This window comes from Aeoliella sp., assembly GCF_965227375.1.
Classification (GTDB): Bacteria; Planctomycetota; Planctomycetia; order Pirellulales; family Lacipirellulaceae; genus Aeoliella.
On the sequence record NZ_CBDDFX010000001.1, the window covers coordinates 1,345,096 to 1,358,226 of the forward strand.

Genomic DNA, 13,131 nt, shown 5'->3' on the forward strand with positions numbered 1-13,131 from the left:
TCCTACACATCCAAATTCTTCACATCCAGCGCGTGCTTCTGAATGAACTCTCGGCGGGGTTCGACCTGGTCGCCCATCAGCACGCGGAATAGTTCGTCGGCGGCGCCGGCGTCTTCCATTTGCACTTGCAGCAACGTGCGGTTGTCGGGGTCGAGGGTCGTCTCGCGGAGTTCCTCGGCGTTCATTTCGCCCAGGCCTTTAAAGCGGGTGATTTGCAGGCCCTTTTCGCCCGCGTGGCGAATGGCGGTGGGCAGGCCGCGGAGGTCTTCCAGGCCGGTTTCGTTCTCGCCGCGGCGGAGCGTGTATCGCGAGCCCTCCTCGCCGGTGCGTTCCTGCGGTATGAGCGCCTCGATCTCGAAGCCCATCTCGCGCAAGTCGCCCAGCAGGGTGTTGATCGTCCGCACTTCGTGTAGTTCGACGATCCGCAGCTTAATGGCCGCCGAGCCGTTGGTCTCCGTGGGCGCGCCATTGGTGCTGGGTTCAGTGCTCAAGGCCGCGGTGCCCGCGTCGATTACCAATTCGGTGCCGAGCGCGGCTTCTTGCTCTTTGACGAACGCGTCGAGCGGTTCGCGACCGGTGAACCAGTGCTCGTCGTTGCCCAGGAACACGTGATACACCGGCAGTTTACCGCTTTCGGGTTCTTGTCGCAGGGCGTGCAGTTTGAGGCTGATGCCGCGCCGCTCCAGGGCGATGATCGACTCCTCGAGCGCCGCCAAGGTGCGGACCAGGTTGGCCATCTGCTCGCCTTCGATCAATCGGCCGTCGCCGGGATCGAAGACCGAGTCGCCGAGACCGAGGTCCAGGAGCTGCGCCTTCATCTCTTCTTCGGTCTGCACATAGCTGGTTTGCTTGCCCTTGCGCACGCGGAACAGCGGTGGCTGGGCGACGTACACGTGACCGCGGGCGACCAGCTCGTACATCTGGCGATAGAAGAACGTTAACAGCAGCGTGCGAATGTGCGAACCATCGACGTCGGCGTCGGTCATGATCACCACGCGGCCGTAACGCCGCTTCGACAGGTCCTGTTCAGCCCCGATGCCAGTGCCGACGGCCGAAATCATGCTGCGGACCTCTTCGTTGGCCAGCACTTTGTCTTCGCGGCTCTTGTAGGCGTTGATGATCTTACCCCGTAGCGGCAGGATCGCCTGATACTCTCGCATCCGGCCGCCTTCGGCCGATCCACCGGCCGAATCGCCCTCCACCAGGAACAGTTCGCACTTGTCGACGTCCTTGCTCGAACAATCGCGGAGCTTACCCGGCAAGCTGCCGCCGGACAGAGCGCCTTTGCGTTCGCGCAACAAGGCCTTGGCCTTGCGCGCCGCCTCACGAGCTTCGACGGCGGTGATCGCTTTGTTCACGATCACCTTGGCGGTCTTGGGATTTTCTTCGAAGTACTTACTCAAGTACTCGCCAAAGATCGAATTGACGATGCCTTCGACTTCGCTGTTGCCCAGCTTCGTTTTGGTTTGACCTTCGAACTGCGGATGCGGCACACGACAACTGATCACCGCGGTGAGTCCTTCGCGAACATCGTCGCCCGAGGGAACGAGGTCCTTGAACATGCCGGCGCTTTTGCCGTAGTTGTTCAAGCAGCGCGTCAATGCCGAGCGGAAACCGGATAGGTGCGTACCACCTTCGGTGGTGTTGATGTTGTTGACATACGAGTGCACGTTCTCGGTGAACTCGCCTGAGTACTGCAGGGCGATCTCGAGCGAGACACCTTCGGATTCGCCGCTAACGTACAACACGTCAGGATGGACCGCTTCGCTGGCGCGGTTCAGGTGTTCGACGTACTGACGAATGCCGTCCTCGTACTGGAACGACTCGCTCTCGCCAGTGCGGGCGTCGCTGATGGTGATCTTCACGCCCTGGTTCAGGAAGGCCAGTTCCTGCAGGCGTTTGAGCAGTGTGGCGTAGCTGTACTTCGTGACCTGGAAGATCTGCGGGTCGGGCTTGAAGGTGGTCTTCGTGCCCCGCTTCTGGGTTGCACCTACACGGCGGACCGGACCCTTGGGCACGCCCCGTTCGTACTCTTGATGGTGCACGTGGCCGTCGCGAGAGACTTCCACCTCGGCCCATTCGCTTAGAAAATTCACCACCGTGACGCCGACACCATGCAAACCGCCGGAGGTCTGGTAAGCGCCCTTGGTGAACTTGCCGCCGAACTTTAGCACGGTCATCACCCCTTCGAGCGTCGAGACCTCGCGGTCCATCTGCTCGGAAAGCTGCTCGTGCTTCTCGACGGGAATGCCACGGCCATCGTCTTCGACCGTGACCGAACCATCGCCATTGATAATGACCTGCACCTCACTGGCGTAGCTGGCCATCGCTTCGTCGATGGAGTTGTCGACCACCTCGTACACCAGGTGATGCAAACCACGCACGGTGGTGTCGCCGATGTACATACTGGGCCGCTCGCGCACGTGCTCCAGGTCGCTCAGGTGCTCGAGGTCCGAAGCACCATACTCGCTGTTCGCGAGCGCCCGCTTGGTGGGCTGCGACTCCGCCTGCTCACCTTCTTCGGGATTCATTCCGTACGATTCGTTATCGTCTGCCATTCGTGTTTTCGCTTTGTGATGTAGTTGTGGGCCCGAGGCTCATGCTACGTTGCTTTGTCTATCCAATGGTCCCGACGCGGTAACGCACGCCGGTGATTTTTGTTTCGGGGAACGCTTTTTGTAGTTCAGCGACGATGCGCCGCCCGTCGAACGTTAACTCTTGTGATATGGCCGAGTGGGCCACGGTGACTTCGAATTTGCCTCGTTTGATGCCGGTGGGTTGGGTGCGGGCGGCGAATGCTTGACCGACGATCTTGGCCCAGGCTTCCTCCAGGGCCGCGTTCGACTCGCCGCACGCGTAGCGGTTGTTGATGACGACCTTGGCCAGCACTTTGCCGATGGCCTGCGGCTCGTGGGCGTAGAACCGACGTCGCTGCACGTCGTTTCGACGCTTCTGGTAGGCCAGCTTCTGGGCAAGTTCGTCTTCGTCCATGGCTTATCGGTCTCGCGCCAGGGGCATCACCACGTAGCCGTAACCATCGTCGGTGCCGAACACGGCCGCCGAGTCGCCGTCGGCCAAGTCCAGCGTGCACGTCTTCTCGGCGTCGAGCACCTTGAGGAAGTCGCCCACGAACTTGGGATCGAGCGTGATGGTGATCGACTCGCCGGTGTAGCTGATCGGCATCTCGACGTGCGACTGGCCAACGTCGGCCGTCTTGCCTGCGAGCGTGAGCGTACCATCGGCGAACGTGAAGTCGACGCCGCGGCTTTCGTCGCTGGTGACGATGGCCGCCTGCCGCACGGCCGCCGCGAACGGGCCAACCGGCAGTTCGATCTTGGCCGATTCGGTGCGACTGGGGAACACGTCGCGCCAGCCAGGAAAACGCCCTTCGAGCAGCCGAGTGTAGACCGTTGCGCGGGGTGTTTTGGCGAGGATCTCGTTCTGCCGCACGGCGATTTGCACTTCGCCGTCGTCGTCCATCACGGTCCGCTCGATGAAGGCCATCGATTTGGCTGGCACAATGGTCGCTTCGCCGAAACCGACCGGCTCGCCAACCGTGTTCACGGGGCCTTCCATCTTCGCCAGTCGCCGACCGTCGGTGCCGATGGCGGTGATCGTCTTCCCATCGCTTTCGAGCTTTACACCGCCGAGGGCGTAGCGGCTGCTTTCGTTGTCGGTGGCGTAGAGCGTGCGGCGGATGAGTTCCTTGAGCAGCCGCGCGGGAATCTCGTAGTGGGCTGCCTCGTCGAAGCTGGCCACCGGCGGGTACTCATTCGGATTGGCGACCGGCATGTTGAACTTGCTACGCTCGCCACGCACCGTGGTGGTGCTGCCGTCCGACTCGATGCGGAATGTCTCGTCGCTGCTCTCCCGCAAGATCGGTCCGAACTTATCGGTTCGCAGCAACACCGCGCCGGGCGCTTCGACCTCGATGCCATCGACCGCGTAACGAATGCCGTACTCCAGGTCGGTCGCCATCAGAGTGGCTCCGTCGGAGGTGACGTCCAGCTTCACGTTCTGCAACACCGCCTTGGGGCTTCGGGCGGGTGCTACAGGAGCAACCGTGCTAAAGGCGTGTAGTAGTTTCTCGCGGTTGGCGACAATCTTCATGGCGTTCTCTCCCTATCAGTCCAATACAAAGTAATTTTTATGTTGTTGTTATTTACTCGCCGCCGCGAGGTGTTCATAACGAGCGCCGGGTGCTCGGTAAGTGCTGTGGGCGTCGGGGTTTGCTGAGTTGGTGGTGTGGTGGACAACGTGTTGGATGGTGGTCGACGATTGGTCGATAGCTGGTTGCTGCTGGTCGATGAAAAACGTCGGTTTGCCAGCCGCTGTCGACGACTGACCAAGGCAGCCGACAATCCGTGACCACTGGTCTACAACTTCTCCACACGTGTTTGGTAAGTGATTCTGCCGCTGGTCATTTTCGCAGCAGCCTCGTCAGGTCTTCGATGGCCGAACGCAGTGCCGCTTCGCGTCGCAAGCGTTTCTCCACCTGCCGATGGCTGTACATGATCGTGCTGTGGTCGCGGCCGCCCAGTTGTTTGCCGATCTGATCGTAGCTGGCCGAGGTGAGCTTTCGCGCCAGGTAAACGGCTGTCGCCCGGGCGGAAACCACGGCCGCTTGCCGCGAAGCGCTGGTGAGCGACTTGAGCGGAATGCGGTAGTATCGCGAAACCACGCGAACAATGTCGCGAAGCTCGGGCGCTTGGGCAGCTTTGCGCTGATGGATGAAGTGGGCCAGCGTGTCGACTTCGAGTCGCGCGCCGGTGCCGAACTGCCGGAGCATATCGGCCGCCAGGCGGAACACTTCGCGGGGCTCGGGCGGGGTATGTTCGACCAGCATGTCCATCGCGTCGGGCTTCAGTCGCCACCCATTGGCGTCGGCAAATTGGGTGATCAGCTCGCGCCGCGACTCGGGGCTGAGCGGCGAAATCTCCAGCGTCAAACCGGCTGCAAACCAATTCACCAGATCGGGAAGCCAGCCAGGCAAATGGGCAATCGGTTGGGCGGAGGTGACCACCAGTTTGTGCCCGCGATTAGTGATTTCGTGGGCCATGTGCAGCAGTTCCTGTTGGAACCGGCTCCGCGACGGCAGATGGTCCAGGTCGTCAATCACGACGATCGGCGTACTGGCAAGTCGCTCACGCCAAGTGCGTGATGCGCCATCGTCGAACGTGCCCGCAAACTCGCGTCGCAGGTCGTTCGCCGTGGTGTACACAGCACGCTTATCGCCAGCCAACTCGGCCAAGCCGTGGGCCAGATGCGATTTGCCGCTACCAGTGGAGCCGACAAGCACCAGCGGGCTGGTTAGCTGCAGCCAGACGTCGGAATTCGACGAACTGCCGGGCTTCGAATCGCCTTCGGCAAGCACTTCGCACCACGCGCCGAGCACAGCAGCGAGCAGCCGGTTTTCCTCGCCCGCAACGAAGTTGGTGGAGAGCGTCGACTGCGCAGCAGTGTCCGCCAGCGCGGATCGTTGCGCATCGCTTTGGCGGCTGGGCACGGGAAGCGTCGACACTCCGTTGACCACGAAAACTCCAATTCGGGGGGCCGTTAGGCAGCCTGTCTCGAAGGGGAAAAGAGCAAACCCAAATTCTACCCGATTCGCTGTCGCAGCGGGAGCCACCAAGGGCCATTTTTATCGATGTTTTTGTCGTTCTAAGTTGTTACAGGCCAACGAGATACGACGAGCCGCTTCGTCGACCTCCAGGGGGGTGGTTGGAGCGCCGAAACTGAAGCGTAAACTGCCCCGCACCACCTCGTCGGAACACCCCATCGCCACCAGCACCGAAGAGGGCTCGCTCGAGCCGCTGGCGCACGCCGAACCGGTCGAACAAGCCACCTGCGCCGTGTCGAGCGCCAGAAACAACGCCTGCCGATCGAGGCCGCAAAACGCGATGTTCGAGGTGTGTGGCAGACGATTAGCCTCCACTGCGACGACCTTCACGTACGGCACCGCTCCGCAGATTTGCTGTTCGAAACGTTCGCGCAAACTGGTCAGGTGCGCCAAACGTTCGTTGCGCTCCCGGTCCCATAGCTCCAGGGCAGTCCGCATTCCCACCACCAGAGGCACCGACTCGGTGCCCGGCCGCAGCCCGGCTTGCTGGAAACCGCCAAATAGCTGCGGGGCCAGTGGTGTATCGCCCCGCACTAGTAGTGCCCCGATACCCAGCGGGCCGTGGAACTTGTGGGCTGCCAGCGCCAGCGAGCTAGCGCCGAGCTGGCCAAAATGAACATCGATCTTGCCCACCGCCTGCACCGCATCGGTGTGAAAAACCGCACCATGCGACCTCGCCAGCGAAGCCAACCGCTCCACCGGCTGCAAAACGCCAGTTTCGTTGTTGCCGAGCATGGTGGTCACCAAGCGCGTCTCGGGCCCGATCAGTTCCTCCAGCGATTTCGGCGGCACGACGCCATCGGCGTCGACCTCCAACTCGTCGATCCGCCAATTCCGGCAGGCCAGTGCGTCGGCCGCCCTGGCGATGCTCGGGTGCTCGACGGGCGAGAGAACGAGCTGGTGGGGCCCGGCGTGCTGGGTCTCGGCCATCTGCGCCAAGCCGAACATTGCTAGGTTGTTCGCTTCGGTGCCGCCCGAGGTGAAAATCAGCCGGTCGGGCAGCCGCCCGCCGGTCTCGCCGCCCAATAGCTCGATGATCCGCTCGCGAGCCGATTCAACCACCCGCCGCGCGGTGCGACCTGGATCGTGCTGGCTAGCTGGATTCGCATAGCCAGCCCGCATGGCCTCGGCCATCGCATCCACGACCTCGGGGGCCGTGGGCGTGGTGGCGTTGTAATCGAGATAGATGGGCGATTCCATGCGGCAATTATAGGTGCTAGCACGCTCTGGGGAGAGCCGCCGGCGCCGAATTGCCCTTGTTGCGGCTGGGGGTGCTATCTATCCTCCGCGCGACGCCCCCTGCCGGACGTTCCCACCGCACATTCCCACCCAAAAGCGACCTATGGAATCGTTCAAAACTCTCTACCGAGCATCGGTAATGGTCGGTACGCTCGTTCTCGGAGCGTTGGCCTATCGAGCCTATGGTCCGCAGCTCGAGAAGCTCGCCCCGTTTGTCGATCGAGCCAAGCAACTCGCCACCGAGACCTTCTCGTCGGAAGACGAGGTCCAGCCACCGGCTGCCGATACTGCGATGGCCCCCCTGACGCCAGCTCCTCCCGAGGCGTTCCAGGCGGATGCCCAGCCATTGCATGCCCCGCCGTTGGTCGACTCGCAAGTGCATCCCGTCGGTGGACAGCAACTCCAGCCGGTTGCTCCTGGGCCGATCGAAGCGGACCGTTCCCCCGTTGCGCTAGTGTTCGACGAACTGAAAAACCGCGGGATATCGCGTTGTTCGCTCGATCCGTGGGGCGACAACGGCGAATTCTTTCGCTTCCATTGCGAGGCGCCGGTCGCTGGTGGTAGCGGGTTCACACGACACTTTGAGGCCGTTTCCGCCAACCCTGCTGAAGCCGCGCAAGAGGTGCTTCGGCAAGTGAGCGAGTGGCAACTGGCCAGCGGAACGGGACCACTGCGTCGCTAAGAAAACGCTGCGTGATGACACCAAACAGGACCGCGCTATCCGAGCAACTTCAGACCATCGCCAGCGGTTCGCGGCGATACGGACCCCGCTGCGCAGGCGGCCGAACGACTGTGTGGTCGGAAATGCAGAGTTCCGACGCTCCAATCGCGGAGTCGGACGACGCCCACCGCCAGGCCCGAGTCGAGGCGGTGTTGCTGGTTTCGCGAGAGGCCCTGAGCCTGCGGCGGATCGCCCAACTGGCCAATCTGACCGACGCTACCGAGGCCCGCACGCTGCTATCGCAGCTCTCGCACACCTACCAGCGGCGGGGTCGGGCGTTTCGGATCGAGAACGTGGCCGGGGGGTATCGGCTGCTGACAGGGTCGCAATTTGCCCCTTGGATTGGCAAAATAGGCGACTTCTGCGACCTGGACCACAGTCCGCTCAAGCTCACGCCGCCGGCCCTCGATACCCTGACGGTAGTCGCATACCGTCAACCGGTGCTGCGAGCCGAAGTGGAGGCCATCCGCGGCGTAGCCTGCGGCGAACTGCTCCGGCAGTTGATTGAGCGGGACCTCTTGCGTATTGTCGGACGATCAGAAGAATTGGGCAGACCCCTTCAGTACGGCACCACCAAGCGGTTTCTACAGTTATTTGGCCTTAAGAGTCTGAAAGACCTGCCGCTGCTCGACGGAGTCGATGGGGCGGCCGGGCAGCTTGCAACCGAGAGCAACCGTCAACAGAATGTGGTTCCGCGAGCCGCATGAACTCAAGCCAGGGAGACAGCCTCCGTGAGTATCGTCACCCCCCACCAATCCAGCCAATCTTCCAGCGCTACCGCACTGGCGGAGCACGACCCTTTGGCGCGCGTCCTGCAAAGTGAGTTGGAGAACGACTTCGAAGACGGCTACGCCGACGACTACGAAGACGGCGATGACGAGTACGATGATGAGGAAGAGGTCTACGACGACGAGTACGAGGACGTCGAAGACGGCGACCTGCTCGAAGAGGCCGAACCTCTGGAGGAAGAAGAGTACGAAGAGGAAGAGTACGAAGACGAAACTTGGGAGGAAGTCGAAGACGACGATTCCGAGCTCGAAGACGATGAAGAGTACGAAGCGGACGACCTCGAGGAAGATGAAGAAGGCGAGGAGTACGAGGACGATGCCGAAGCCGACGATGCGGACGAAGAAGACGCCGACGTTGAGTACGAATATTCGGACGAAGAGTATGACGACGACGACGAAGAGGAAGACTTCGAATACGAGTACGATGAAGAAGATTAGAGCGCTATGTCGAAGCACTAGAGCGCACTACAGATAAATTTGGCGTGTATTTGAGCAAGATCCTCTGGAAATTCGCCGCCACAGACGCTACACGCCCGTGCGGCACGCACTCCCTTAAGCCCCGAGCTTTCCGCTCGGGGTTTTTTCTTGCCAACGAGTAGATGAACTGCGATGAGCGATAAACCTTCGCAGCCACTGGGACTCAGCTCGGCCACTGCTCTGGTGGTGGCCAGCATGGTCGGCTCGGCGATTTTCATCAGTGCGGGTTACTCGCTGGCCGCGCTGGGCTCGCGGGGATGGGTGCTTGTCTGCTGGGTGGTCGGTGGCATCGTCGCGCTGTGTGGTGCGGTTAGCTATGGAGCGCTCGCCCAGCAGTTGCGCGAGTCGGGCGGCGAGTACGTCTATCTGGCACGGCGAGTGCATCCGCTGGCTGGTTTTTTGGCGGGTTGGGTGTCGCTGCTTGCAGGCTTCACCGGCGCGCTGGCCTTGGCCGCCGGGACGTTCGAGCAATACGCCGCACCGCTGTTGGGAATTGCGGAGCCCAACGGAAAAATCGCCATCGTGCTCATCCTGCTGTGCGTCGTGCAGCACTCGCTCGGCGTGGCCGGTGGGGCGTGGCTGCAGAACGGCGTGGTCGTGCTGAAGGTCGCTGGATTGTCGCTGCTGGCACTGCTCGGTTGTTGGTGGCTCGGCGGCCGCGAGCCGCTTCCTGCCACCCCGCCGCCGACGTTCACTTGGAGCGTATTCGCCGTGCAACTCACCTACGTCTACATGGCGTACTCCGGGTTCAACGCGGCGGTGTACGTTTCCGAGGAAGTCCGCGATGCCGAGCGAAACGTGCCCCGCAGCATGGTGCTCGGCACGCTGCTCGTAACGGTGCTGTACTTGGCGCTGAACGCCGTGTTCGTCTTCTCGGGTCCCATCGAAGATCTTGCCGGACAGGATGACATCGCAGCATTGGCCATGGGAATATTGGGCGGCCCGACGGCCGAAGTCTGCACGCGGCTGTTGATCTGCGCGGCACTGGCCACCAGCGTCAGCGCGCTGACGATGAGTGGCCCCCGCGTGTACTCCAAAATGGCGGCCGACGGGCTCTTCCCTATTCCGGTTCCCCCCGCCGGTCGATCGCCGCGGGTGGCAATCACGCTGCAGTCGGTGCTGGCGTGCACTGTGGTGTTGGTCGCAAGCCTGAGGGCACAGCTCGAGTACCTGGGGCTCATCTTGATGCTCTGCGCAGCGGCGGCCGTGGCCACGCTGTTCTGGGTGCGACCCGATCCCGAGCGTCAGCCGCGGTGGTGGCAACTCACCGCCGCAGGCGTGTTTGTCGCCGCCGCTTTGGCGCTCATGGTGCTCACCGCGATGCGCAAGCCCGACGACGGCACCGCCACCATCACCGCCTGCGTCGTGACGATCGCCGCTGGCGTGGCCATGTATTTCCTGCTCCGCTGGATCGACCGAGTCCGCCACGAAGACATTGAGCAGTAAGCACTACGCCTCGACAGGTACTATGGCCGCCCCGGCCGTAGCTTAGCTTGGGTACGGCCGGGGCGGCCATAGTACGTAAAGTGAGTTTGCATCATCGGGCAAGGCCGGGGAGAATACTTTCCACCCGCTCGTGAGAACCGATGACGTGCAGCCGATCCGCTTCATCTTCCGACGCCTGAGAAGCCTTCACGTTTTTACGTGGGTGGTGGCGCTGGTGGTTTCGGCGGCGCTAGTGCTGATCATGGTGCCGGGTGAGCGGATGTACCGCTCTGAGCAACTGGACGGCGAGTGGTGGGGTGACGCCAAGGAAGTCTATTTGGCGACTTACACAAGCTATCAACAGGGTCGGAAGAAAGGTGAGTTTGTCCACACGACCTTGACTCTCTACGAGCATGGTTGGCCTTGGCCCCATTTGGTGCGATGCACGTGTACCGAGGTCAGCCCCAGCCCAGCTACGCTGGCGGACGTGCCACAACCCAAGCGCGAGGCCTCGGAACCGGCGATGCAGTTCGCTGTTATTCTTCGCAGGTGGAAGGGAAACGATCATCAAATCGAGACTCCCATTACCTGGAGCAACTACGACAGCTGGCCATTCTGGAGCGACCACTGGAGGCTCAACACGCCGGCGCTATTGGCGAACCTGCTTGTGGCATCCGCGCTTCTCGCTGCGACGATCATCCTTACGGAGATCTGGGTCCGGCGACGCGGCGGGTTTCTCCGGCTGCGGATTGTCGATCTGCTGGCAGGGTTCACTGTTGTTGCGGCACTGCTCGCTTGGCTGGAACACCACAAGCAACTGCGCCAAGTGGAACAGCGGGTGGCGCGCTATTTTGACGATGACTCCGACCGGCAAACGAAGAGGCGATGCCGTCTGGATACGCCGAAGTACTACGGACCGCTGTGGCTCGAGCGCCTTGCCGGAAGCGAAGTCCTCATCACCCGATTTCATCATATCCAAATCGCTTATTTGGAGCCGAGCGAGTTGTGGGAGGAGGATCTCCGCCAGCTTGGTCGACTCCCATACCTAAAGAGCTTCCACTTTCCCTCTGGGATGCCGCGCGATGCGATCGCGTCGATCGCAGAGCTCGAGCGATTGGACCGTCTGCATGTTGCCCTGAGCGATCCCGACAAGATAGGCGATGCAGCCGGCAAATCACGGACTGGCTTCGATCCCGCTGATTGCCTTGGCTACGCGGACTTGCCGAAACTCGGCAAGCTGCACTTGCAGGCTCTCACCATACGCGGTCCATGGGTGTTGGCTGAAGACGTTGAACAATTGCTGCAGTGCAGTCCCAATCTCGAGTTTCTCATACTCCAGGATCCCGCCATCACTCCTACGGAGATTGCCGCGATTCGTGAGAGGTACCCTGGGGTCAACCTGACGGCAGTTTGGCAGCAAATGTCTTGCCTGGAAAACTATGCGGGCAATTCACCTGCGGATATGGAATCGCTGGTGCAAGACGTTCGCCGCCAGCGTTACCCCACGATGGCCGCCAAAGAATGAACTCGCAGTGCAACCGATCCGCTCCCTCTTCCGACGCCTCAGAAGCCTCCACCCATTCACCTGGCTGGTGATGCTGGTGGTCTCGGCAGCGCTGGTGTTGATTATGGTGCCGGGGGAGGAGAGTCGTTGCTACGAAAATCCAGCTACCGTTTGGCAGCTAGAGTGCCGGGAAGCTTGGCAACAATCTTTCGAGCGACATGCGAACGAGGATGCCGACATGCGAGTGTACGAGCACGGTTGGCCGATGCCTTGTGCTGCGCGAGCAATCTATACGGGGGACCGGTTTGAGAATCTGCTGATTTTAGTCGAGCAGCAGGTGTCCGAAGTCTATACCGAGAAGCGGGCTGTTTCCTGGACCAGAAGACGAAGTTGGCCACTCGATGGGGAAGAGTGGCGGATACGCTGGTGGGCGGTGATCGTTGACCTCGCGTTGTTTTGTGCCGTGATCGCACTGGTGATCTGGTCAACCGAGCGATGGCTGCGACGCCGCGGCGGGCTCTTGCGGTTTCGAGTCGTCGATCTGTTGGTGGGGATGGCCGTTTTCGGCGTGTTGATTGGTTGGTACACGGCCAACGCTCGCCAGCGGCAGTTAGAACTCGAGCTCAGCGAGCTGTTCGACCTCAAAGTGTCGCCCTCGCCGTTCCACGGGGGCAACTATGGTAGGTGGCGATATGAAGGCCCTGTCTGGCTGCGAAAGCTGGTGGGCAACGCGGGTAACCTGCAAGCGTTCTGGCGGCGAACCGAAGCCGACTTGCGGATGAATGCCAATTGGAAGGATGACATCTGCGAACTATCAAGGTTCGCTCAACTTGAGAAGGTCTCGATTGAAGGTGCACTGACGTATGACGCACTTGCAGAACTCAAATCGCTACCGCACCTCGAGACTCTGAAACTTGATTCGTTCGGAAATAGCTCGATTGAAGAAGCGATGAGATGGCGGTTTGATCCAGAGCGTGATTTGGTGCTGGGCGACCGGTCTTACGGACCTAGCGCCGCTGGAAATCAGCGAACTGGAACTGTGGGGTGAAAGCCTTACGATTGAGCAAGTCGCCGACCTGCTCTCCAAGATGCCACAGCTTCAGAAGCTCACACTAGTGGACACGTCCATCGGCGACGAAGGAGTCGAAGAGCTTCGCGAGCGGTATCCCAAAGTCTCGATCTGCCAAGGCCAGAATCCCTTCGACTCATCCACCGTCTCCGAGAACCCCTTTGCCCCATGAATACTGCACCGCATCCTGCTACGTACGGCCGGGGCGGCCATACTACTTCCACAAAAAAACGGGGTTTCGTTTCGGGGCTGATCAGGCTGCCGAATCGAAACCCCGCTGAGGAGAAG

12 protein-coding genes are annotated in these 13,131 nt (G+C 61.3%); 7 read left to right on the forward strand and 5 right to left on the reverse strand.

What is annotated here, in order from left to right:
- Nucleotides 1-2: 2 nt before the first annotated feature.
- The 5 genes from ACQK2L_RS05600 to ACQK2L_RS05620 all read right to left on the reverse strand — a co-directional run bounded on the left by ACQK2L_RS05600 (nt 3) and on the right by ACQK2L_RS05620 (nt 6,820).
- Nucleotides 3-2,558 carry a DNA gyrase subunit B gene (locus tag ACQK2L_RS05600; protein WP_425395947.1) on the reverse strand — a complete coding sequence of 852 codons (2,556 nt, stop codon included), beginning with the start codon at nt 2,556-2,558 and terminating at the stop codon, nt 3-5.
- A gap of 58 nt (nt 2,559-2,616) precedes the next feature.
- Complete coding sequence (locus tag ACQK2L_RS05605; protein ID WP_425395948.1) at nt 2,617-2,991, reverse strand: DUF721 domain-containing protein; 375 nt, start codon at nt 2,989-2,991, stop codon at nt 2,617-2,619.
- Between the two features lie 3 nt (nt 2,992-2,994).
- Entirely contained in the window at nt 2,995-4,110 is a 1,116-nt protein-coding gene (gene dnaN, locus ACQK2L_RS05610) for a DNA polymerase III subunit beta (protein ID WP_425395949.1), read from the reverse strand.
- A 310-nt stretch (nt 4,111-4,420) separates the two neighbouring features.
- Nucleotides 4,421-5,521: a helix-turn-helix domain-containing protein gene (locus tag ACQK2L_RS05615; RefSeq protein ID WP_425395950.1), complete on the reverse strand. Its 1,101-nt coding sequence runs from the start codon at nt 5,519-5,521 to the stop codon at nt 4,421-4,423.
- Between the two features lie 120 nt (nt 5,522-5,641).
- Complete coding sequence (locus ACQK2L_RS05620; RefSeq protein ID WP_425395951.1) at nt 5,642-6,820, reverse strand: cysteine desulfurase family protein; 1,179 nt, start codon at nt 6,818-6,820, stop codon at nt 5,642-5,644.
- Between the two features lie 142 nt (nt 6,821-6,962).
- On the opposite strand from ACQK2L_RS05620, the gene ACQK2L_RS05625 reads away from it, so the two are divergent.
- The 7 genes from ACQK2L_RS05625 to ACQK2L_RS05655 all read left to right on the forward strand — a co-directional run bounded on the left by ACQK2L_RS05625 (nt 6,963) and on the right by ACQK2L_RS05655 (nt 13,015).
- On the forward strand, nt 6,963-7,541 hold the full coding sequence (locus tag ACQK2L_RS05625; RefSeq protein WP_425395952.1) for a hypothetical protein: 579 nt from the start codon (nt 6,963-6,965) through the stop codon (nt 7,539-7,541).
- A 14-nt stretch (nt 7,542-7,555) separates the two neighbouring features.
- A complete protein-coding gene (scpB, locus tag ACQK2L_RS05630; protein WP_425395953.1) occupies nt 7,556-8,287 on the forward strand; it encodes an SMC-Scp complex subunit ScpB in 732 nt (243 codons plus the stop codon).
- Nucleotides 8,288-8,311: 24 nt separating this feature from the next.
- Nucleotides 8,312-8,806, forward strand: coding sequence for a hypothetical protein (locus ACQK2L_RS05635; RefSeq protein WP_425395954.1), 495 nt, complete (start codon nt 8,312-8,314; stop codon nt 8,804-8,806).
- Between the two features lie 171 nt (nt 8,807-8,977).
- Nucleotides 8,978-10,291: an APC family permease gene (locus ACQK2L_RS05640; protein WP_425395955.1), complete on the forward strand. Its 1,314-nt coding sequence runs from the start codon at nt 8,978-8,980 to the stop codon at nt 10,289-10,291.
- Nucleotides 10,292-10,421: 130 nt separating this feature from the next.
- Complete coding sequence (locus ACQK2L_RS05645; protein ID WP_425395956.1) at nt 10,422-11,795, forward strand: hypothetical protein; 1,374 nt, start codon at nt 10,422-10,424, stop codon at nt 11,793-11,795.
- A 67-nt stretch (nt 11,796-11,862) separates the two neighbouring features.
- Nucleotides 11,863-12,822: a hypothetical protein gene (locus tag ACQK2L_RS05650; RefSeq protein WP_425395957.1), complete on the forward strand. Its 960-nt coding sequence runs from the start codon at nt 11,863-11,865 to the stop codon at nt 12,820-12,822.
- A gap of 40 nt (nt 12,823-12,862) precedes the next feature.
- Nucleotides 12,863-13,015: a hypothetical protein gene (locus tag ACQK2L_RS05655; protein WP_425395958.1), complete on the forward strand. Its 153-nt coding sequence runs from the start codon at nt 12,863-12,865 to the stop codon at nt 13,013-13,015.
- Nucleotides 13,016-13,131: the final 116 nt, after the last annotated feature.